A 21,911-nucleotide genomic window follows, 5' to 3' on the forward strand; every position below is an offset into this window, starting at 1 on the left:
CTCAGAGCGGGTCGATGCGCACGCCGGACTCCAGGTCGGCGGTCACGAGCGAACGGTCGGGCACGGGCTCCCAGCCGGCCTCCTCGGTGAGCGGTTCGGACGCGATCCGGATCGTGTCCGCGGTGGTGCGGACGAAAAGTGAGTCGCCCCACACGGTCGCGGCGAGCGCCGTGCCGTCGGCGGCGAGCAGGTTGTAGCGGCCGGCCGCGAGGGCCCCCAGGGCTCGGGCGGCCTCGGCGAGGCCGTCCTCGATCGGCACGCCCGCCCGCCAGGTCCGGGCCGCGATGGCGAAGATCAGGGCGGAGTCGACCGGCGCGCGGGCGTCGGGCACCTCGGCGAGGTCGCCGGCGAGCTCGCGCAGCTTGCCCTCGACGCCCGCGAAACCCTCGACCTTGCCGTTGTGGCTGAACAGCCGGGTGCCGGCGCGGAACGGCTGGGCGCACGACTCGTCCACGGGGAAGCCCGAGGTCGCCGACCGGATCGCCGCGACCGCGCAGCCGGCCGGCACGACCTCGGCGATCTCGCGGAACGACACGTCCGTCCAGATCGGCTGGGCCCGGCGGAACCGCCGGGTCTCCCCGCCGGAGTACCAGCCGACCCCGAAGCCGTCGGCGTTGAGCAGGTTGCCCTGGGTCATGCGCGGCGCGTACGACTGGCGCTCCAGCGAGTGCTCGCCGTCGTAGATGAGCGAGGCGAGCGTGAGCGGCGGCCCCAGGTAGCCGAGATGGCGGCACATCAGCGGGTCTCCGCGGAACGGGCGCACCGGAACCCGGTGAAGATCTGCCGCCGGATCGGGTAGTCCCAGTTGCGGAACGTGCCGCGCACGGCCAGCGGGTGCGTCGCCCACGAGCCGCCGCGCAGCACCTTGTAGTCGGGCCCGAAGAAGACCTCGGAGTACTCCTTGTACGGGAACGACCTGAAGCCCGGGTAGCCGTGGAAGTCCGACGACGTCCACTCCCACACGTCGCCGACCATCTGCCGGACGCCGTACGCCGAGGCGCCCTTGGCGAAGGACCCCGCCTCGGACGGGCGCAGCATGCGCTGCCCGAGGTTGGCCCGGTCGTCCTCGTACACGTCGCCCCACGGGTAGCGGCGCGAGCGCCCGGCGGCCGGGTCCCAGCACGCCGCCTTCTCCCATTCGGCCTCGGTCGGCAGGCGCTTGCCCGCCCACCGCGCGTACGCGTCGGCCTCGTACCACGACACGTGCTGGACCGGTTCGGCCGGCGGCACCGGCTCGACGCGGCCGAAGCGCCGCCGCGTCCAGCCGCCCTCGCCGTCGCGTTTCCAGAACGCGGGCGCCTGCTTGCGGCCGGAGGTGCGCCACTTCCAGCCCTCGGGGTCCCACCAGCGCGGGTCGTCGTACCCGCCCGCCTCCATGAACGCGAGGTAGGCGGCGTTGGTGACGGGCTCGACGTCGATGTGGAACGCCGGGACGTCGACCCTGTGCGCCGGGCGTTCGTTGTCGTAGGCCCACGGGTCGTCGGAGGTGCCCATCTCGAACGGCCCGCCCGCGACCAGCACCTCGCCTCCCGAGGGAGGGGCGGTGCTGGCGGCGCCGGGCGGTTCCAGCAGCGCGGGCGCGCCCTTGCGGAGCTGGTGGGTGGCCAGCATGGTCTCGTCGTGCATGTGCTCGTGCTGGACGACCATCCCGTAGACGAAGCCGCCCGTGGTGAGCGGTTCGCCGGTGTCGAAGCGCACCGAGGACAGCGAGTCGAGCACCTTGGCGCGCACCGTCTCGATGTAGGAGCGCGCCTCGCGCGGCGCCAGCAGCGGCAGCGAGGGCCGTTCGGCCCGCGGATGCTCGAACGCGTCGTACAGCGTGTCGATCTCGGGCCGCATCGGCTCGATGCCGGCGGCGGCGCGCAGCAGCCACAACTCCTCGTAGTTGCCGACGTGCGCGAGGTCCCAGACCAGCGGCGACATCAGCGGCGAGACCTGGCCGGTCAGCGCGGCCTCGTCGAGCACGTCGGTGGTCAGCCCCAGGCTGCGGTCGCGGACCCGGCCCAGCTCGGTGGCGATGAGTTCCTTGAGCGCCCCCTCGTCCAGGGTCCGGGGCGGCCTCGACGACAGGGGCGGCTTCAGCGGGGCCACGTCACGTTCTCCTCGGCTCGTGGGATGAGGTCGTCGGCCGGGCTGCGCCCCCGGTCGACGTAGCGGTCCGCGTACGCGGCGACCAGCGGCACCAGCCCGGCGGCGCCCATCCGCGGCAGCGCCTCCAGCGCGGCGGCGAAGCACTCGCGCGCGGCGCGCGCCAGCGCGGGGTCGGTGAGGCCGCACCGCGCCGCCTCCAGCCAGCGGGTGGCGACGGGCTCGGTCGCCGCCTCGGCCGCGGCGGCGGCGCGCGGGTCGTCGACGAGCGCGGTGGCGACGGCGACCGGCACCGGCCAGTACGGGTCGGGCAGCGCGTCGATCATGCGGAGCTCCAGCCAGCCGCGCGGCCGGACCGGCGGGAAGAGCGTGGACAGGTGGTATTCCAGGTCCCGCTGCGCGGCCTCGCCCTTGGACACCCATTCGCGGAACGTCATGCCGGGGTCGGCGAGCCAGCCGCCGTCCGGCGTGCGCATGACCATGACCCGGGCGTCCAGCGCGTACCGCGACCAGGCCTCGGCCGGGTCGTCGCCCACCGGGGCGGCGGTGCGGCACGGGTCGAGGCTGGTCCAGATGGCCTGCCGGGTCGAGCGCAGGCCGGTGCGCTCGCCGGCGCGCAGCGGCGAGTTGGCGAACGCGGCGACCAGCACGGGCCCGAGCGCGTGGGCGAGGCGCCAGCGCCGGGCCGCGTCGGCGGGGTCGGCCCCGATGTCCAGGCAGACCTGGACGGAGGCGGTCGAGCACATCATGGCCATCCCGGCCTCGGCGAACTCCTGGGCGAAGTAGCCCTTCATGCACGCGTACCGGGGATGGTCGGCCTGGAAGAGGGGTGCCCGTTCGGGATCGACGCCGTGCCCGGCGAGGGCGAGACCGGCGGCGGCCAGTGCGGCGGCGACGTGCGCCAGGTCGGCCGAGAGACCTTCGTACAGCTCGGTCAGGCCGGGGAAGGGCGCCGAGCTGAGCTCCAGCTGCCCGCCCGGCTCGTAGGTGACGCCGCTTCCGTTGGGCGGTGGCCCGGCCTCGTCCACCACCGCGCGAAGGCGGCTCATGGGCACGTGCGCCCCGGGTGCGGCGGCGTCGACGACGAACCACTCCGTCTCCGCGCCGACCGTTCCGGGTGGCCCGTTCTTGAAACAGACGCCTCGTATGTAGCGCTGGACGTCATCGAGTGTCAGCCCGCTCCGGCTCACCCCGAACCCCCCTCGTTCGACAACAGTTTCGAAGTTTCCCCGGTGAACCGGATCAGTAATCAAGTAATCGGGAGCAATTGACATGAACTCCCACTGAACGTGACCAAACTCATGGGATCCGCCACTGTCCGCGAGGGACGTATAGCGGTAGGTGAGCACGCTTCTCAGCGGCGCCGCCATTGCACTACAGTCCCAATTTCCACCGGATTGCCCAGGCTCGCCCCCAAGCCCCCACGGGCCAGGACACCACGGAGGTCTGCATGCGCGGGGACCCCGGAGCCCTGTACGACGCGCACGCCGCCCGCTTGTACGCGTACTGCTGGTCGCTCGTCGGAGACGAGGCCGCGGACGCGGTCGCCGACACCTTCGCCGCGACCGTCCAGCATCCGCCGCGCGGCGACAGCGTGCTCTGGCTCTACGCCCTCTCCCGGTCGGCCTGCATCGACCGCGGCGCGCTGGATCGTGCCTTCGGCATGTCGGCCGACCCCGACCCGCTGCTGCGGGCGGCGAGCACGCTGCGCGCCGACCACCGCGAGGTGCTGCTCCTGCACGCCGGCGAGTGGCTGGAGGTCCGCGACATCGCGCGCGTGCTCGGCATCGCCCCCGACACCGTGCGGCAACTGCTGAACGTCGCCCGCACCCGGCTCGAACGCGCCGTGCTCGACGTGCTGATGCGCGACACCGGCCCGCAGAGCCTGGACGTCATCGCCGCGTTCGAGAAGGGCTCGCTGGCCCAGCTGCTGGCCCGCCGCACGCCCGCCCAGCCGCCGGTGTGGCTGCGCGAACGTGCGCTCGCCGCGTTCGAGGGCGAGATGACCCGGCCGCTGACCGGCATCGTCGCGCCCAACCCGGTCGTGGTCATCGGCTCCGACGTCGCCGCGGTGAGGCAGCCGCGCCGCAAGGCCAGGAGCCTGACCGCGCTGGCGGGCGTCGCCGCGTCCGCCGCGGCGGCGATCGGCCTGCTGGTGTCGTGGCCGACCTCGTCCAAGGGCGGCGCGGCGTCGCTGGTGCCGACCGCCGGGACCAGCGACGCCACCCGGACGGGCGGCGACCGCCCGGCCAGCAGCCCCAACCAGTCGGCCACCGAACGGCCCGGCCTGGGCAGCACCGCCAAGGGCGGCACCACCGGGGCCGGCACCCCGGACCAGAGCCCGGCCCCGGCCGCGGAGACCGGCGGCGGCCTCGCGCGCCAGGACCCGTCGGCGCCCGGCAGCGTCACGCCGCCCGGCAGCACCGCCACCGGCGACCCGTCGCCGCCCGAGGACCCGCCGGCGCCGCCCGACGACGAGACGCCGACGACGCCGCCGGAGGAGCCGACCGACCCGCCGACCACTCCCCCGACGACCCCGCCGACCGAGGACCCGGGCGACCCGACCCCGACCCCGACGCCGACCGAGCCGACGGAGACGCCCACGGAGACCACGCCGAGCCCGTCGTCCAACCCGGTGCCCACTCCCGGCCAGGACTGACCGGCCGGAGGTGACGGGGGGCGCGGGCTCGCCGCGGACGATCGGGCCCTACCGGGTCCGCAGGCTGCTCGGCTCGGGCGGGATGGGCGTGGTCTATCTCGCCGCCGAGCCGGATTCCGGCGACCTGGTCGCCGTCAAGGTGATCCGTCCCGAGTACGCGGCCGATCCACGCCTGCGCGCCCGGCTGCGCCGGGAGGCCGCGGCGGCCCGGCGGGTGCCGCGCTCGTGCACGGCCCCGGTGGTGCGGGCCGACCTGGACGCCGAGCCGCCGTACATCGCGACGGAGTACATCGACGGGCCGACGCTGGACGTGCGCGTCCTGGAGAGCGAGCCGCTCACCGGCGACGCGCTGATCGAGCTGGCGGCGGGCGTCGCGGTGGCGCTGGACGCGGTGCACGGCTGCGGCGTCCTGCACCGTGACCTCAAGCCGTCCAACATCGTTTTGTCGGACGCCGGGCCGCGCGTGATCGACTTCGGCATCGCCCGGCTCGACGACTCCGAGACCGAGCTGACCGGGCAGGGTGGCGTGCTCGGCACGCCGTCCTACATGGCGCCCGAGCAGGTGCGCGGCGAGACGCTGACCAAGGCCGCGGACGTGTTCGCCTGGGCGGGCGTGGTCGTGTACGCGGCGACCGGGCGGCCGCCGTTCGGCACCGGCGAGGGGTTCCGCGACCGCATCCTCGACGGCGAGCCCGCGCTCCCCGACCTGCCCGAGCCGCTCGCGGGGCTCGTCCGCCGCGCCTTCTCCAAGGATCCGGCCGGACGCCCTGCGGCGGGCGAGCTCGTCACCGCGCTCACCACGGGCAACGCCCCGGCGACCCGCGTACTGCGCGCCGCCGCCGATCCCCCGGTGCGGCAGGTGCGAAGCACCCGGGACCTGCGCCCGCCCGGCGGCCTCGGCCCGCTGGCCCGCACCTCGATCGCGTTCGCCGTCGCCGCCGTCCTGCTCGTCGCGGTCACCGTGTGGATCGGCGACGCGGTGACCCTCGGCGGCATCGGCGGCGGCGCGAAGCCGTCCGGAACGCCACCCGCGAAGCTCCCCGGCGAGCCGCTGCGCGGCCACACCGCCGCCGTGCTCGCGGTCGCGGTGGCCGAGGTGAACGGCAAGCCGGTCGCGGTCTCCGGCGGCCGGGACCACATGGTGCGCGTCTGGGACCTGACCTCCCGCACCGAGCTGCGCAAGATGAAGTTCAAGAGCGACGTCAACGCGGTCGCGATCGGGCGCCTGCGCGGGCGCCCGATCGTGGTGGCGGGCGTCGAGGAGGGCGACCGGGGCCCCCTCGGTCTCGGCGGCCTGGGCACCGCGCTGCGCGCCTGGGACCTGAACAGCGGCCGGGAGGTACTGCCCGAGCTCTGGGGCAAGGAGACGCGCGCGGTGGCGATCGACCGGCACGCGGTCTACCAGGCGGCGGGCACCGAGCTCAACCGGCGCGACCTCGACGACGGCGACGAGCTGCCCGGCGTCGCCGGCGGCGAACGCTGGGTGAACGACCTGGTCACCGGCCGCCTGGACGGTCGTGACGTGGTCGTCAGCATGGAGATGTTCACCTCGGTCAAGCTCCAGGACGACCTGGTGAGGATCCTGGACGCGCGGAGCCTCGACGTCGTCCGCACGATGAAGGTGCCCAGTCCCGGATGGCGCGTCGAGTTCGGCCGCGCGGGCGGCGGCCGGTCCGTGGTCGTCGCCGGCCGTGAGGAGAACCTGGTCGTCCTGGACGCGCGCACGGGGCGGCGGCGCGGCACGATCCCCGCCCACCAGGCTTCCAAGGTCATGAACGACTCGGTGGCGTTCGCCGTCGGCGAGGTGGGCGGGCGGCCGGTCGTGGTGACCGGCTCGCCCGCCAACGCGCTGACCGTCTGGGACCTGGAGACCCTGCGGAACATCCGGACGGTCCCGACGCTGGAAAGCGTGTCCGACCTCGCCCTCACCAGGGTGAACGGCGTGGACGTCGCCGTCGTCTCCGCCTACGACAAGAAGTCCGACGCCAACCTGAGGATCGTGCCGCTGAGCACCCCGTGACCCTCGGGTCAGATCGCGACGCCGCCCTCGACCGGGGTCTGGCCGCGGCGGACCAGGGCGGCGGCGAGGATCGCCACCAGGGCCACCGCACCGGCGACGGTCATCGCGGTCTCCCAGCCGTCCATGAACGCCAGGTGGCTGCCGGCGGTGATCGCCTCCGCGGTGTCCGGCGCCGTTCCCGGCGGCACCGGGGCGACGCCCTGCGAGACCAGGCCCGCGCCCTGTTCGGTCACCTGCCGGGCGGCGGCGTCCGGCACGCCCTCGTCGGTGAGCCGCCCGTAGAGCATGTCGCCGACCCTGGTCGACAGCAGCGTGCCGAGCACCGACGTGCCGAGCACGCCGCCGATCTGCGCGGCGGTCTGCTGGAGGCCGCCCGCGACGCCGGCGAGCCGCGGCGGCGCGTTGCCGACGATCGCCTCGGTCCCGGCGACCAGGACGAAACCGAACGCCAGGCCGACCAGCACGAACCACGGCCACAGCTGGACGTACGGCGCGTCCACGCCGATCCGGGAGAGCCCGAACAGCGCGGTCGCGGTGAACGCCATGCCGAGCATCAGCGGCACGCGCGGCCCGAACCGGCTGGTCAGCACGCCGGCGATGGGTGAGGCGACGATGAAGACGGCGGTCATCGGCAACATCCGCACGCCCGCGTCGACCGGGCTCATGCCGTGCACCTGCTGCAGGTACAGCGTGATGAAGAAGATCGTGCCGAACATCCCGAAGAAGCCGAGCACGATCAGCCCGGTCGCCGCCGACAGCGAGGCCGACCTGAAGAGCCCGAGCGGCAGCAGCGGGTGCTCGGCGCGCAGCTCGTTCACCACGAAGGCGGCGCCGATCACGACGGCGGCGGCGAAGGACCACAGCGGCACGGGGTCGCCGAAGCCGTACTCGCCCGCCTTGATCAGGCCCCACACCAGCGCGAAGAGCGCGGCGCTCAGCAGCGCGACGCCGGGGACGTCGAACGAGCCGCGCGCGTCCTCGTCCTTGGACTCGCGGATCACCCAGAGCCCGACCGCGAGCGCGATCACGCCGAGCGGGGCGTTGAGGAAGAAGACCGACTCCCAGTTGACGTTCTCGACCATCAGGCCGGCCACGATCGGGCCGCCGGCGATCGAGATGCCGACCGTGGCGCCCCAGATGCCGATGGCGGCGTTGAGCTTGTCGGCCGGGAAGGTGTTGCGCAGGATGGCCAGGCTCGCGGGTTGCAGGAGCGCCCCCGCGAAGCCCTGCACGACCCGCCAGAAGATGACCATGCCGAGGCTGCCGGAGAGCCCGATGAGCACCGAGGCGATGGCGAAGCCGATCACGCCGGCGATGAACGTGCCCTTGCGGCCGAAACGGTCGGCGATCTTGCCCGCCGGGATCAGCGTGACGGCGATGGTGAGCATGTAGGCGTTGGTCACCCACTGCAGCCCGGACAGGTCGGCGCCGAGGTCCCTGGCGATCGCCGGGTTGGCGATGGAGACCACGGTCGCGTCCAGGCCGACCATCATCACGCCGAGCGCGACGGCGACCAGGGTGAGCCACGGATGGCCGTGGCCGGCTCTGGCGGGGCGGCCGCGGGAGCCGTCCCGCGGCCTCTGGGGATGCGCGTCGAGCACATCGGTGCCCGCGGTGTGGGACATGAAGGTGCCTCCAGTGGAACGGCCGTGCGTTGGCGGTGTCTCTGTTCGCGTTCAAAGTGTCATAGGATGACAGATGTCGTCAAACGTCTACTTTCACTTTGAGACATGATTCAGATCACGACAATATTCACCGAACGACTGTTGGCGGAGGATCATCGGCCCGTTACACTTCGCCCATGAGCGCGACCGCCCCCGAGGCCCACCCCGCGGGTCCGGAAACCCAGCCCCAGGGCCGGCGCGAACGCAAGAAGCAGCGCACGCGCGAGGCCCTGATCGACGCGGCCTTCGACCTCTTCGCCGAGAAGGGCTTCGACGCCACGACGGTCGAAGAGATCGCCGACGCCGTCGACGTGTCGTCCCGGACGTTCTTCCGCTACTTCGCCTCCAAGGAGGACGTGGCGCTGACGTTCCAGGAGGAGCAGTTCCAGGCGCTGCTCAACGCCCTCACCGCCCGCCCCCCGGACGAGCCGGTGATCACCGCGATGCGCCGCGCGGTCGTCGGCATCATGGAGGCCGCCGAGCGGGGCGAGCTGGGCTTCGCCACCGAACGGTTCGACTGCATGATGACCCTCATGCAGGACAGCACCACCCTGCTCGCGGGCAGCCTGGAGCACGCGCAGAAGAAGCAGGCCACGCTGACCCGCGTCGTCGCCGACCGGATGGGCGTCGACCCGGCCGGCGACCTGCGCCCGCACGTGGTGGCGGCCACCGCCAACTGCGCCTTCCGCGCCGCGGCCGACATGATCCAGGAATACCGGGAGGCCTGCGGCGACGTGTCCCTGGCCGAGGCCGCCGACCAGGCCTTCGCCATCATCGAGGGCGGCCTCAACTTCCCCTCCGCACCGCGCCCGGAGTAACCGCCCGCGCGGCGTCGGCGGACACGGCCGGGCTCCTCAAGGACACCGGACCCGGCGGGGTTCGGCACGGCGCTGGCCGAGGCGCTCGACCTCTACCGGCAGTACTACTCCGTGGCCGACCGCGGCGGGTAGGACGCGCTCATCTCGATCGAGGCGCTCGCCCTGGCCTGGCGCCGCGCACGACCGCGGCTGGACGGTCGAGGTCGAGTCGGACTACCTGCCGCGCCGCATCGTCACCGGCGCCTGGGTGGGCACCGAGCCCGACCTGTCCCTCTTCACCGCCTGACGCCCCGGCGGGCACGTCAGGCGGCGGGCAGGTCAGGCGGCGGGCACGTCAGCCGGCGCCGAGGACCAGGCCGCTGGTCGGGACGCCGGTGCCGGCGGTGACCAGGACGTTGCGGACGTCCTGCACCTGGTTGACCGAGGTGCCGCGGACCTGGCGCACGCCCTCGGCGATGCCGTTCATGCCGTGGATGTACGCCTCACCCAGCTGACCCCCGTTCGGGTTGACCGGAAGCCTGCCATCGATCTCGATACCGCCGTCCTTGATGAAGTCGCGCGCCTCGCCGCGCCCGCAGAAGCCCAGCTCCTCCAGCTGGATCAGCACGAACGGGGTGAAGTGGTCGTACAGGATCGCCGTCTGGACGTCCGCCGGGCCCAGGCCCGACTGCTCCCACAGGCGGGACCCGACGTTGCCCATCGCGGGCAGCGAGGCCAGGTCGCCGCTGTAGTAGCTGAACATCATCATCTGGTCGGGCCCGGTGCCCTGGGCCGCCGCGTTGATCACGACGGGCGGGTTGGGCAGGTCGCGGGCCCGCTCAGCGCTGGTGACCACGATCGCCACGCCGCCGTCGGACTCCTGGCAGCAGTCCAGCAGGTGCAGCGGGTCGACGATCCAGCGCGACGCCTGGTGCTCCTCCAGCGTGATCGGGCGCTCGTGGAACCACGCCTTGGGGTTGGTCGAGGCGTGCCGCCGCATGGCCACCGCGACCCGGCCGAAGTCCTCGCTGGTCGCGCCGTACTCGTGCATGTAGCGGCGGGCCTGCATGGCGACCCAGGCGGCGGGCGTCGCGAACCCGTACGGCAGGTGCCAGGAGAACTCCAGCCCGGTCGAGTCGACGCGCGTGGAGCGGTTGGCCTGGCCGAAGCGGTGCCCCGACCGTTCGTTGAACGCGCGGTAGCAGACGACGACGTCGGCCTGCCCGGTGGCGACGGCCATGGCCGCGTGCGCGACCGTGCCGCACGCCGCGCCACCGCCGTACTCGACCCGGGAGAAGAAGCGCAGCCCCTGGATGCCGAGCTCGCGCTGCACCGCGATCTCGGAGTTGCCGTCGGCGGCGAACGTGACCAGGCCGTCCACGTCGGACGGGCTGAGCCCGGCGTCCTTGATGGCGGAGAGGCACGCCTCCGCGGCGAGCTGGAGCTCCGAGCGGCCGGACTCCTTGGAGAACTCCGTCGCCCCGATCCCCGCGATCGCCGCCTTTCCTGAGAGGCTGCTCACCCGTTCTCCTTGATCTTGACGGTGGCGGTGAGGTGGTCGCCGAGGCTGACCGCGCCGCGCACCTTCAACGTCGTGGCGTCCACCCGTTCGGTGAAGACCCGCATGGTGTCCCCGGCGTACGCGGGGACGCCCAGGCGCACCGAGATGGTCTCCAGGACCGCGCCGGGCTCGGCCTCGAGCGCGGCGCGCTGGACGAGGCCGATCGAGGTGAGGATGTTGACGAAGATGTCCTTGGTCCCCTGGGCCCGCGCCAGCTCGGTGTCGTGGTGGACGGGCGTGAAGTCCCGCGTGGCCAGCGCCGTCGCGATGACGAACGTGGGCGTCAGCGGGATCTCGATGTCGGCGGGCGGCCCCTCGGCGGCGGGCTCCGCCACCACCTCGGGCGCGTCGGCGGGCGCCCACTGCGGCAGCGTGACGTCGTCGTCGATCTTCTCGAAGACCAGCTTCACCGCCATGCCGACCGAGACGTCCTCGGGCGGGCAGCCGTTGACGTTGCCGACGACGCGGACGCCCTCCTCCAGATCGATGACGGCGACGACGTACGGCGGCGTCCTGCCGGGGACGGGCGGGTGGTGGTGCACGACGTAGCTGTGCACCGTGCCGCGCCCGGACGCCACCACGTGGTCGCGCTTGGTCGAGTGGCAGGACGGGCACATCGGGCCGGGCGGGTGCCGGAGCGTGCCGCAGTCGGCGCAGCGCTGGACGCGCAGCTCGCCCTCCTTGGCGCCCTCCCAGTAGAACGCGGTGTCCTGCCCGATCGCGGGCTTCATCGGCGCGCTCTTGGGCCGCCGCTTGCGGGGCTGGAACTTCAGCACCCGGAAGAGCATCTCGCCGACGCGCTCGTCGTTCTCGTCGTACCAGGTCTGGTACCAGGTGACGAAGTAGCCCTCGCCCATGCCGGTCTTCTTGGGCCCGGCGATGCCGCCGAACCGCATGGTCGACCGCAGGTGCTCGCCGATCTTCACGTAGCGGTCGTAGGTGTGGTCGCAGTTGGTCGCGACGACGCCCGTGTAGCCCGCGTCGTTCAGCAGCCTCAGGATCGCGTCGGCCGCCGAGAAGCCCTTCTGCGCGACCTGGCCCGGCATCGACCAGACCTGGAGCATCGCGGGCGGGGCGACCTCGTTCCAGTCGCCGGCGTCGCCGAGCGCCGCCGTCCAGTTGCGGATCATCGCGGCGTTCACCGGGTCGAGGCAGGGCGCCCCGGCGCGTTCGCCCGCCGACGCCAGCTCCTCGGCCAGCGCCATGAGCCGGTCGTGCACGGGCGTCTCGGCGGTCACCGCGGCGCCCGGGGCAGGCCGAGGCCGATCATGGCGATCAGCTCGCGCTGGATCTCGTTGACGCCGCCGCCGAACGTGAGCACGATCGCGCCCTTGACGCCGTGGTCGAGCCGCTTGACGAAGTCGGCGGTCACCGGGTCGCCCGGGTCGCCGAAGCGCGCCAGGGTGTCGCCGACGATCCGGCCGACCTCCTGCATGCGCTCGGACCCGTAGATCTTGGTGGCGGACGCGTCCGCCGCGCCCAGCCAGCCGAGGTCCATGTTGGCCGCGACCTGCCAGTTGAGGAGCTCGTTGACGCGCAGGTAGGCGTACACCTGGGCGACGGCGCGGCGTACGGCGGGCTCGTTGATGAGCGGCTCGCCGTCCCGGCCGGTGGCGGTGCGCGCCCAGCGTTCGAACCGGTCGTAGGTGTGGCCGATGTTGCCCGCCGGGCCGAGCGTCACGCGCTCGTGGTTGAGCTGGTTGACGATGAGGTCCCAGCCCTTGTTCTCCTCGCCGATGAGCATGTCGAGCGGCACCTTCACGTCCTGGTAGTACGTGGAGTTGGTGTGGTGCCTGCCGTCCATCGTCACGATCGGCGTCCACGAGAACCCGGGGTCCTTGCAGTCGACGATCAGCATCGAGATGCCCTTGTGCTTCTTGGCGTCCGGGTCGGTGCGCGCGGCCATCCAGACGTAGTCGCTGTAGTGCGCGCCCGAGGTGAAGATCTTCTGCCCGTTGACGACGTAGTGGTCGCCGTCCTTGACCGCCGTGGTGCGCAGCGAGGCCAGGTCGGTGCCCGCGCCCGGCTCGCTGTAGCCGATCGCGAAGTGGCACTCGCCCGCGAGGATCCTGGGCAGGAAGAACGTCTTCTGCTCGTCGGTGCCGTACTGGAGGATCGTCGGCGCCACCGAGTTGAGCGTGATGATCGGGTACGGCACCTCGGCGCGCGCGATCTCGTTGGCGAAGATCTGCTGCTCCATCGGGCCGTAGCCGCGCCCGCCGTACTCCTTGGGCAGCGCGACGCCGAGCATCCCGTCGCGGCCGAGGCGCTTGCTGTGCTCCATGTAGTGCTCGCCGAACGGGTCGTTGGCGATCTGGGCGCGCTGCTCGGCGTCGAGGCAGTTCCGGAAGTACTCGCGCAGCTCGGCGCGCAACTTCTTCTGGTCGTCGGTCAGGTCGATGAACACTTACGCCTCCTGTGCGGCGACGAGGGCGCCGAGCGTGTCGAGCTGGTCTTCGGCCCCGCCGAGCAGGTGCCCGGCCTGCTTGCCCCAGGCGAAGAACCGGTGCAGCGGGTAGGTCACGTCGAGCCCGATGCCGCCGTGCAGGTGCTGGCAGGTGTAGAGCGCCTTCAGCACCCCGTCGGCGGCGTTGAACGAGGCGATCGCGAGCACCTCGTCCACGTCGCCGGAACCTTCGGCCAGCCGCCACGCACCGGCCCAGACGGCCACGTCCAGGGCCCGCTTGGCGATGTAGACGTCGCCGATCTGCATGGTCACGGCCTGGAACTGCGCCAGCGCCCGCTCGAACTGCTCGCGCGTCTTCACGTACTCGGTGGTGAGGTCGAGCGCGCCCTCGATCACGCCGGACGACAGCGCGACCGCCCCGGCGACCGCCGAGCGGCGGAGCGTCGTCCAGGCCGCGCCGTCCGCGACGCCCCCGAGGAGCGCGTCCGCGCCGACGCGGACGCCGTCGAGACCGAGCCGCGACAGCGGCTCCCGGGTCGCCGACGGCTGCGGGGTGAGGGTCACCGAGCCCGGCTCGACGAGGAAGACCCCGACGCCTTCGCCCTCGACGTTCGCCGGGACGAGGATGCGGGCGGCCTCCGCCGCGTACGGCACGAAGGTCTTGACGCCGTCCAGCACGAAGCCGTCGCCGTCGCGCCGCGCCGTCGTTCGGACCGTTCCCGCCGGGCCGATCTCGCGGTAGGCGCCGGTCAGGATGGACTCGCCCTCGTTGAGCGGGGCGAGGAGGGACTTCTGCTCGTCCGTGCCGTGCGCCGCGACGGGCACCGCCGCCAGCGCGAGCGAGGCGTACGCCGGCACCGGGGCCACGTGCACGCCGATCTCGCGCAGGATCACGGTCAGCTCGATCGGGCCCAACCCGGCGCCGCCCTGCTCCTCCGGCAGGCAGATGCCCAGCAGTCCCGCCTGGGCGAGCGCCTTCCAGATGCCCTTCTCGTACGGGGCGCCGCTCTTCTCGAACGCCTCCAGGCGTTCTTGCGTCGCCTCACGCGCGAGCAGGTCGGCGGCGAGCCCCCGCAGCTCCTGCTGGGTCTCGTCGAGGTTGAAGTCCACTCATCCACTCCCTTCAAGGAGATCAGTCGAGCAAGTGCGCGCGACCGCGCCGTTCGAACTCGGTCGCGAGCACGGCCACGTCTTCGGGGGTCATCCGGCGGTAGGCGAGGTCCCGTCCGGGCCGCCACCACACCGGGTCGTCGGTGCGCCAGCCGTCCTGGACGAGCCGGCGCTTGAGGATCTTGTTGGAGGCCGTCGCGGGCAGCTCCCCCATCACCCGCACGTACCGCGGCGGCCACTTGGGGCCGAGGTCGGCGCGGCCCCGCAGGTACGCGGCGAACGCCTCGGGGTCGAACCCGTCGGCGGCGAGGGCGAGCATGACCTGGTCGCCGGCCGCCGCGTCGGGCACGCCGTAGACCGCGAGCTGCCGGACGCCGGGGAGCTCAGCCAGGACCCGTTCGACCTGGGCCGCGCCGAAGTTCTCGCCGTCCACGCGCAGGCGGTCGGCGGTGCGGCCGGCGAAGAACACGTACCCGTTCTCGTCGGTGTAGGCGTGGTCACCGCTCCAGAACATGCCGTCCCGCAACCGGTCGGGGGCGTCCTCGTTGTAGTACCCGTCGAAGAGCCCGAGCCCGGCGGTGTTGACCAGCTCGCCGATCGCGTCCTCGCCGTTCAGCAGCCGGCCGGACGCGTCGAACCGTCCCGGCGGGCACTCCCGGCCCGTCTCGGGGTCGAGCACCTTGATGCCCTCGGTCAGCTTGCCGAGCGCGCCGGGCGGGCCGAACGGCTCGGGCGTCAGCGCGATCGCCGTCTCGGTCGAGCCGTAGCCGTCGATCACGAAGCAGCCGAACCGTTCGCCGAACGCCTTCTGCTCCAGCGGCGCCGCCTCGTTGCCGAACGCGAACTTCAGCGGGTTGTCGCCGTCGTCGTCCTTGGCGGGGGTCGCCAGCGCGTACGAGAGCGCCTTGCCCACGTAGTGCAGGTACGTGCAGCCGAAGCGGCGCACGTCGGGCAGCACCCCGGACGCGGAGAACCGGCCGCGGATCACCAGCTCGGCCCCGGCGGCCAGCGCGGGCGCGTACGCCGCCATGATCGCGCCGGAGTGGAAGAGCGGCATCGGGCAGTAGACGACCGACTCGGCGTCGAGCATCCGGCTCGCGAGGTTCTCCCCCGGCACGACGACCTTGCGGTGCGTGACCTGGACCGCGCGGGGGCGCCCGGACGTGCCGGACGTGAAGATCAGCATGAGCAGGCTCTGCTCGTCGACGCCCTCGTCCGCGGTGGGCGCGGCGCCGGCGTACGGCGCGAGCAGGCCGGTGTACTCGGCCTCGCCGATGCCCAGGACGGGCCGCCCGATCCCGGCGGCCAGCTCGGCGTGCCGCGACTGGGTGACCACCAGGTCGACGTCGGCGCGCTCGGCGTCGCCGGCCAGCTCGGCGGCGTTCCGGGTGGTGTTGAGGGCGACGATCACCGATCCCGCCAGGGCCGCCCCGGACACCAGGAACACCAGCTCAGGCACGTTGTCGAGGAGCACGCCCACATGCACGGGGCGGTCCGCCTTCGCCATCGAGCGCATCCACGCGGCCCGGCCGGCGCTCTCGCGCACGACCTCGGCCCAGGTCCACGAACGACCGTCGTCCACGCTCCGCAGGCCCGGCCGCTCATCGCCGGCCCTCGCCGTCAGCATCGCCGCCACCGTCATGGCGCAAAAACTAGAACAGATTCTAGTCTGTGTCCAGAGGCGTGATCACTCCCCCGATACAGGGGATTCGCCACGCATGTCAGGGTTTACTGATCGTGTGAGCCGCATCCCTCCGGACCCGCCGCGAGCGAATTCAGATAACACGTTCTTGCCCGGCCTGTACGCTAGGGCCCGGGGGATTGACAGCGCGGGCTCCTCGCCCGCCCATCGAGAGGCGAGACCGTGACCGCAGAGCCGGCGGCGACCAGCCAGGAGCAGGCGCCCGAGCAGGGCGTTCGCTCACGCAGCCAGCACCAACGGCGCAGGCGCATCGTGCAGGCGGCCGCCGCGCTCGCCTCGCGCGGCGGCGTCGAGGCGATGCAGATGCGCACCGTGGCCGAACGCGCCGGCGTCGCCCTCGGCACCCTCTACCGCTACTTCCCGTCCAAGATGGACCTCGTCGTCGCCGTCGTCAGCGAGGAGCTCGACCTCCTCGAGGGCAGCATCGACCGCCGTCCGCCGCGCACCACCGACCCGCCGCAGCGCGCCGTCGAGGTGCTGATGCGCGCCACCCGCGGCCTGATGCGCGAGCCCGAGCTGGCCGAGGCCCTCATCCGGTCCCTGCTGCTGTCCGACGTCAAGACCAACTTCGGTGACCGCATGTCGCGGCTGCTCCTGCGCGCCGCCGTCGGCCCCGACCACGACCTCCCCGCCGACGACCCGCGCCGCGTCCTGGTGCGCGCGCTCGGCAGCGTCTGGACGATGGAGATGATCGAGATGTTGCGCGGGCACGCGACCGCCGACGAGATCCAGGCCAAGCTGGAGATCGCCGCCGCCCGCCTGCTCGAGGACTTCTAGGCGAACGCAATCTCACACTGAAATACCGCCCGGCCTTGATTCGTTGCCGGGCGGCGGGTGCGTGCGTACATTCCCGCCGAAGGGCGCCCTACCTTTCCTCTCCCCTCGCACCCCCTCAGGAGAGTCCCATGGCTCGCACACACCTCCTGCTCGGGCTCGCCGCCTCGGCCACCCTGGTCGCGGCACTGGCGGCCCCGGCGGTGGCGAGTACCGGCGCAAGCTCCCCCACCAGGACGAGCGCGCAGGCAGCCGCCCCGGCCGTACCGTCACCAGCGGACGACCGGGCGACCCGCATCCAGAAGAAGCTCCGCCTGACCCTCGGCGCCAAGTACGCCGGCGCCTGGGTCGACGGATCCGGCACCGTCACCGTGGCGGCGACCGACGCGGCCTCGGCGGCCGCGATCCGCGAGGCCGGGGCGGCACCCAGGAAGGTCGCCCGCAGCGAACGCAGCCTCAACGCCACCCAGGCGGCCCTGAACCGCAAGGCGGGCTCAGCCGCCCCGGCGGTCAGCTCCTGGTACGTCGACGCCGCGAGCAACAAGGTCGTCGTCGAGGCCAGGTCGGCCGCCGCCGCGACGGCGTTCGTCAAGGCCGGCGGCGTGGACGCCGACGCCGTGCGCATCGTCACGTCGGACGCCAGGCCGCGCCCGCTGTACGACATCATCGGCGGCGAGCGTTACTGGACGCCGTCCGCGGGCTGCTCGGTCGCGTTCTCGGTGACCGGCGGTTACGTCACCGCCGGGCACTGCGGCGACACCGGCGAGTCCACCAGCGGCGCCAACCAGGTCGCGCAGGGCGCGTTCGGCGGCTCGTCGTTCCCCGGCAACGACTACGCCTGGGTCAACACCAACAGCCAGTGGACGCCCACGCCGCGCGTCAACAAGTGGAACGGCACGTACGAGACCGTGCGCGGCGCGACGGCCGCCGCCGTCGGCGCCCGCGTCTGCCGGTCCGGCAGCACCACCAACACCCAGGTGTGGTGCGGCACGATCCAGCAGCTCAACGCCACCGTCAACTACGCGGAGGGCACGGTCACCGGGCTGATCCGCACCAACATCTGCGCCGACCCCGGCGACTCGGGCGGCGCGCTGTTCACCGAGACCGGCGGCCAGGCCCAGGGCATCACCTCCGGCGGCTCCGGCACCTGCCGGGACGGCCAGGGCAGCGGTGACTCGACGTACTTCCAGCCCGTCACCGAGGTGCTCGGCATCCTCGGCGGGCAGGGCCGCCAGCTGATCACCGACGGCGGTGGCGGCCCCGGTCCCGGCCCGGGCTACTGCGACGCGTACACGACCAAGGTGACCGGCTCGATCAGCAGCGGCGCCAACCAGTACCAGCCCAGCGCCGGCTACGCCTCGACGGTCTCCGGCGCCCACACGGGCTGCGTCGACGGCCCGGCGGGCGTCGACTTCGACCTCTACCTCCAGAAGCGCAACACCTCCGGCACCTGGACGACCGTGGCCAGCTCGACCAGCCCCGGTCCCGACGAGCAGGTCAGCTACAACGGCACCGCGGGCACCTACCGCTACCGCGTCCACGCCTACAGCGGCTCGGGCGCCTACACGGTCGGCTACACCAGGCCGTAGCCCGCACGGCTCCACCACGCCGTACCCGGCGGCCCCACCAGGCCGTACCCGGCGGCCCCACCAGGCCGTTCGGCCGTGAACCGGTCCCCGGCCGCGTCCCTCCCGACGCGGCCGGGGATCATTCGTGTGACCCAGGTAACGGCGATCTTTAGCAATTGGTGCGTTTCGGGAGAAGCCCGACGGGTTAGAACTCAACGTGAGCGGTGTCTAAGACGACGACACCTCCCTGGTAGCCCCTGTGCTGACCCCCGGAGGTCTCGTCGTGTCCCGTTCCCTGAACATCTCCCTGGTTTCCGTCGCGACCGCCACCGACGACGTCGAGTCGATCCACGTCCGCGAGCTCGCCCGCGCCCTCGGCCGCAGCGGTCACAAGGTCACGCTGCTCGCCCGCCGCGCCGACGACGCCGCCCGCAGCCGCACCAAGCTGGGCGACGGCGCCACCCTCGTCCACGTCGAGGCGGGCCCGGCCCGGCCCCTCACCGACGACGAACTGCTGCCGCACGTCCGCGACCTGGCGGCCGAGCTGCACCGCCGCTGGACCAGGAACCGGCCCGACGTGGTCCACGCGCACGGCTGGATCGCCGGGCTCGCCGCCACCGCGGCCGCCCGCGACCTGGACGTCCCGATCGTGCAGAGCTACCACGGCCCCGGCAACGCCGCGCACGAGCCGGTCCACCCCGCCCGGGTCCGCATGGAGAAGGCCATCGGGCGCGGCGCCGCCGCCGTCGTGGCGGGCTGCGAGGACGAGGTGGAGCGCCTGGTGAAGCTGGGCATCGCCCGCACCCGGATCCACATCACCCCGTACGGCGTGGACGGCGAGCAGTTCAGCCAGCTCGGCCCGTCCCTGCCGCGCGGCGACCGCAACCGCCTCGTCGTCCTGTCCAGCGACCTCGAGGACGGCGGCCCGGCCACCGCGATCCGGTCGCTCGTCCACGTCCCCGACGCCGAGCTGGCCATCACCGGCGGACCGGTCCGCGAGGACCTGGACACCGACCCGGCCGTGCACCGCCTGCGCATGCTGGCCAAGGAGCTCGGCGTCGACGACCGCGTGATCTTTCTCGGCGCGATGCCCCGCAAGACCCTGCCGCGCCTGCTGCGCACCGCCAAGCTGGCGCTGTGCGTCTCGCCGCGCGGCGACTCGCCGCTGGCCCCCCTGGAGGCCATGGCGTGCGGCGTCCCGGTCGTCGCCACCCCGGTCGGCGCCAACTCCGACAGCGTGCTGGACGGCATCACCGGCCTGCACGTGCCGCCCGGCCGCCCCACCGCCATCGGCCGCGCCGTCCGGCTGCTGCTCGCCGAGCAGACCACGCTGGCCGGCTACGCGATCGCCGCCGCCGACCGCGCGCACTCGCGCTACTCCTGGGACCGCATCGCGAAGGAGACGGTCCGCGTGTACGGCAGGTTCCTCGAGCTGGAGGAGCAGGAGGAGGAGGCTCCGCTCGATCTCGCCGCCTGACCCCGTCGCCCGGCCCGGCCGCCTGGTCCGGCGCCGGCCCGAACCGGTCCCCGGTCGCACCCCTCCTCGGTGCGGCCGGGGATCACGCGTCATGGCCGCCCCGCGGGCCCGTCCACCACTAACCTGGAGGCCGACCACACAGCGGAACGGAGCAGGTGTGTCAGTGAGCGAGCAGGAGCCGATCCTCAGCGACGGCGTCATCATCGAGTTCATCGATGGCAAGGACGTGCCGGTCGGCCACAAGGACTTCGGTGAACGCGCCGTCGTCATGCGCGACGCCAAGAACCCCGAGGGCCCGATCCTCTACTTCACCGAGGCCGAGTGGGACGCCTTCATCGCCGGCGTCAAGGACGGCGAGTTCGACGACCTCCTCGACGAGGAGCCGCCGCCGGACCTGTGATCGTCCGATCGTGACCGGGAGGTGTCCACGCCCCTCCCGGTCACCGGGCCGGCCGGCGCCGGCCCACCGGTGAGAAGTCTTTAACGTCCGCGAAAAGCACCCGGCGGGTCCGCGAAACACCGCCTCCCTACCTTCGTGCCCGTTCGATCACCGAAGGTCTCTGAGAGGAGGGCGGCCACCGCCCGTCTGCCTGCCACCGCAGGTGAGTGACGATCCGGGGTCCGTGCGAACCCGGGACAGGGCTTACGGCACACGCGCACCGCGCACGTGCCGTCGCCCGGCCCGAGAGCCACGACCACGTCTGGAGCGTCACCAGGTGTCCCCTCCCATCGACCTGCTCGTCCGCGACGCCGAACTCGTCGTCGTCGACGGCGAACGTGAGATCCCGGGCGGCTGGGTCGCCGTCAACGACGACCGTGTCAAGGCCGTCGGCGCCCCCGGCGCCGAGCCCGCGGCCACCACCGTCGTCTCGGCGGCCGGCCGGCTCGTCACGCCCGGCCTGGTCAACACCCATCACCACGTCTACCAGAACCTCACACGCTCGTTCGCGCCCGCCGTCAACGGCTCGCTCTTCACCTGGCTGACCACGCTGTACCCGCTGTGGGCGGCGCTGGACGAGGAGGCGGTCTACCTCTCCGCCTACGTCGGCATCGCCGAGCTGCTGGCGGGCGGCTGCACGACCTCGATGGACCATCTCTACGTCCATCCGCGCGAGCGCCTGGTGGACGCCGAGATCGCGGCCGCGCGCGACATCGGCTTCCGCTTCCACGCGACGCGCGGCTCGATGACCCGGTCGGTGGACGACGGCGGCCTGCCGCCGCGTTCGGTCACCCAGACCCACGACGAGGTGCTCGCCGACAGCGAGCGCGTCGTGCTGGCCCATCACGACCCGGAGCCGGGCGCGCTGATCCGGGTCGGCCTCGCGCCCTGCTCGCCGTTCTCGGTCACCCGCGAGCTGATGATCGAGACGGCGGAGCTGGCGGAACGGCTGGACGTGCGGCTGCACACCCACCTGGCGGAGGACGTCGACGAGGGGACGTTCTGCCAGGAGACCTACGGCTGCCGGCCGGTCGAGTACTTCGAGAGCGTCGGCTGGGCCACCGCCCGCACCTGGGTGGCGCACTGCGTCTACCCCAGCGAGGCCGAGACGCGGCGGCTCGCCGAGGCGGGGGTGGGCGTCGCGCACTGCCCCAGCTCCAACATGCTGATCTGCGGTGACACCGCCCCGGTCCAGACGATGCGCGGCCTCGGGATGGCCGTCGGGATCGGCTGCGACGGCTCCGCCTCCACCGACCACGCGTCCCTGTGGATGGAGACGCGCAACGCCCTGCTGCTCGGCCGCTACCGCGGCGGTCCCGGCGCCATGACGGCGCGCGACGCGCTCGACATCGCCACCCGCGGCTCGGCGCGCTGCCTCGGCCGGGAGGACGAGATCGGGCATCTGCGTCCCGGCGCGCTCGCCGACCTCGTCGTCTGGGACCTGCCCGAGGTCGCCCTCGCCGGCGCCCTGTCCGACCCCGTCGAGGCCTGGCTGCGCTGCGCGCCCGCCCGCGCCTGGACGACCGTCGTCGGCGGGCGCGTCCTGCTGGACCGGGGCGAGCTCCGCCTCCCCGCCCTCACCGAGAACCTCCGCGAACACCGGCGGGTGGCCGCGGCCATCCAGCGCCTGACCTGAAGGGACCCC

The 21,911-nt window shown here is 73.0% G+C and carries 17 protein-coding genes; 8 read left to right on the plus strand and 9 right to left on the minus strand.

Annotated features, from left to right (window positions below; all coding sequences use genetic code 11):
* Position 1: 1 nt before the first annotated feature.
* Genes egtC through egtA form a run of 3 tightly spaced genes read right to left on the minus strand, consistent with a single transcriptional unit; the run spans position 2 to position 3,278 of the window.
* A complete protein-coding gene (egtC, locus tag ABZ810_RS44770; protein WP_358413867.1) occupies positions 2-736 on the minus strand; it encodes an ergothioneine biosynthesis protein EgtC in 735 nt (244 codons plus the stop codon).
* A complete protein-coding gene (egtB, locus tag ABZ810_RS44775) occupies positions 736-2,082 on the minus strand; it encodes an ergothioneine biosynthesis protein EgtB (RefSeq protein ID WP_358413952.1) in 1,347 nt (448 codons plus the stop codon). Before egtB ends, egtC begins: the two co-directional genes overlap by 1 nt.
* Positions 2,079-3,278: an ergothioneine biosynthesis glutamate--cysteine ligase EgtA gene (gene egtA, locus ABZ810_RS44780; protein WP_358413870.1), complete on the minus strand. Its 1,200-nt coding sequence runs from the start codon at positions 3,276-3,278 to the stop codon at positions 2,079-2,081. The genes egtB and egtA overlap by 4 nt, the downstream gene beginning before the upstream one ends.
* A 260-nt stretch (positions 3,279-3,538) precedes the next feature.
* Between egtA and ABZ810_RS44785 the strand changes: the two genes are divergently transcribed.
* Both ABZ810_RS44785 and ABZ810_RS44790 read left to right on the plus strand, forming a co-directional pair.
* Positions 3,539-4,747, plus strand: coding sequence for an RNA polymerase sigma factor (locus ABZ810_RS44785; RefSeq protein WP_358413873.1), 1,209 nt, complete (start codon positions 3,539-3,541; stop codon positions 4,745-4,747).
* 10 nt (positions 4,748-4,757) lie between these two features.
* Positions 4,758-6,767, plus strand: coding sequence for a serine/threonine-protein kinase (locus ABZ810_RS44790; protein ID WP_358413876.1), 2,010 nt, complete (start codon positions 4,758-4,760; stop codon positions 6,765-6,767).
* A gap of 8 nt (positions 6,768-6,775) precedes the next feature.
* Here the strand turns inward: ABZ810_RS44790 and ABZ810_RS44795 are convergent, their stop codons facing one another.
* Entirely contained in the window at positions 6,776-8,392 is a 1,617-nt protein-coding gene (locus ABZ810_RS44795) for an MFS transporter (protein WP_358413879.1), read from the minus strand.
* Between the two features lie 176 nt (positions 8,393-8,568).
* Between ABZ810_RS44795 and ABZ810_RS44800 the strand changes: the two genes are divergently transcribed.
* Positions 8,569-9,249, plus strand: coding sequence for a TetR family transcriptional regulator (locus ABZ810_RS44800; RefSeq protein ID WP_358413882.1), 681 nt, complete (start codon positions 8,569-8,571; stop codon positions 9,247-9,249).
* A gap of 334 nt (positions 9,250-9,583) precedes the next feature.
* Here the strand turns inward: ABZ810_RS44800 and ABZ810_RS44805 are convergent, their stop codons facing one another.
* From ABZ810_RS44805 to ABZ810_RS44825, 5 genes are read right to left on the minus strand one after another with little or no spacing between them, the layout of a single operon-like run.
* Complete coding sequence (locus ABZ810_RS44805; protein ID WP_358413885.1) at positions 9,584-10,750, minus strand: lipid-transfer protein; 1,167 nt, start codon at positions 10,748-10,750, stop codon at positions 9,584-9,586.
* Entirely contained in the window at positions 10,747-12,027 is a 1,281-nt protein-coding gene (locus ABZ810_RS44810) for an OB-fold domain-containing protein (protein WP_358413888.1), read from the minus strand. Before ABZ810_RS44810 ends, ABZ810_RS44805 begins: the two co-directional genes overlap by 4 nt.
* Positions 12,024-13,196 carry an acyl-CoA dehydrogenase family protein gene (locus tag ABZ810_RS44815; RefSeq protein ID WP_358413891.1) on the minus strand — a complete coding sequence of 391 codons (1,173 nt, stop codon included), beginning with the start codon at positions 13,194-13,196 and terminating at the stop codon, positions 12,024-12,026. Before ABZ810_RS44815 ends, ABZ810_RS44810 begins: the two co-directional genes overlap by 4 nt.
* On the minus strand, positions 13,197-14,306 hold the full coding sequence (locus ABZ810_RS44820) for an acyl-CoA dehydrogenase family protein (RefSeq protein ID WP_358413894.1): 1,110 nt from the start codon (positions 14,304-14,306) through the stop codon (positions 13,197-13,199).
* 22 nt (positions 14,307-14,328) lie between these two features.
* The gene (locus ABZ810_RS44825) at positions 14,329-15,948 is read right to left on the minus strand and encodes an AMP-binding protein (protein ID WP_358413897.1); all 1,620 of its coding nucleotides are present in this window, start codon (positions 15,946-15,948) and stop codon (positions 14,329-14,331) included.
* Between the two features lie 222 nt (positions 15,949-16,170).
* Between ABZ810_RS44825 and ABZ810_RS44830 the strand changes: the two genes are divergently transcribed.
* The 5 genes from ABZ810_RS44830 (at position 16,171) to ABZ810_RS44850 (ending at position 21,902) form a co-directional block, all read left to right on the plus strand.
* Positions 16,171-16,785, plus strand: a complete 615-nt coding sequence (locus ABZ810_RS44830) for a TetR family transcriptional regulator (RefSeq protein WP_358413900.1) — start codon at positions 16,171-16,173, stop codon at positions 16,783-16,785.
* Between the two features lie 128 nt (positions 16,786-16,913).
* Positions 16,914-18,371, plus strand: coding sequence for a S1 family peptidase (locus ABZ810_RS44835; protein ID WP_358413903.1), 1,458 nt, complete (start codon positions 16,914-16,916; stop codon positions 18,369-18,371).
* Between the two features lie 262 nt (positions 18,372-18,633).
* The gene (locus ABZ810_RS44840; RefSeq protein WP_358413906.1) at positions 18,634-19,827 is read left to right on the plus strand and encodes a glycosyltransferase; all 1,194 of its coding nucleotides are present in this window, start codon (positions 18,634-18,636) and stop codon (positions 19,825-19,827) included.
* 163 nt (positions 19,828-19,990) lie between these two features.
* Entirely contained in the window at positions 19,991-20,227 is a 237-nt protein-coding gene (locus ABZ810_RS44845) for a DUF397 domain-containing protein (RefSeq protein WP_358413909.1), read from the plus strand.
* 316 nt (positions 20,228-20,543) lie between these two features.
* Positions 20,544-21,902 carry an 8-oxoguanine deaminase gene (locus ABZ810_RS44850; protein ID WP_358413912.1) on the plus strand — a complete coding sequence of 453 codons (1,359 nt, stop codon included), beginning with the start codon at positions 20,544-20,546 and terminating at the stop codon, positions 21,900-21,902.
* Positions 21,903-21,911: the final 9 nt, after the last annotated feature.

It is taken from the genome of Spirillospora sp. NPDC047279, from assembly GCF_040643285.1.
Classification (GTDB): domain Bacteria; phylum Actinomycetota; class Actinomycetes; order Streptosporangiales; family Streptosporangiaceae; genus Spirillospora.

Bases quoted from the DNA above. Each gene is read 5' to 3' on its own strand.
- ABZ810_RS44825 (WP_358413897.1), bottom strand. From the start codon at position 15,948: ATGACGGTGGCGGCGATGCTGACGGCGAGGGCCGGCGATGAGCGGCCG.
- ABZ810_RS44795 (WP_358413879.1), bottom strand. From the start codon at position 8,392: ATGTCCCACACCGCGGGCACCGATGTGCTCGACGCGCATCCCCAGAGG.
- egtC (WP_358413867.1), bottom strand. From the start codon at position 736: ATGTGCCGCCATCTCGGCTACCTGGGGCCGCCGCTCACGCTCGCCTCG.
- ABZ810_RS44785 (WP_358413873.1), top strand. From the start codon at position 3,539: ATGCGCGGGGACCCCGGAGCCCTGTACGACGCGCACGCCGCCCGCTTG.
- ABZ810_RS44800 (WP_358413882.1), top strand. From the start codon at position 8,569: ATGAGCGCGACCGCCCCCGAGGCCCACCCCGCGGGTCCGGAAACCCAG.
- ABZ810_RS44835 (WP_358413903.1), top strand. From the start codon at position 16,914: ATGGCTCGCACACACCTCCTGCTCGGGCTCGCCGCCTCGGCCACCCTG.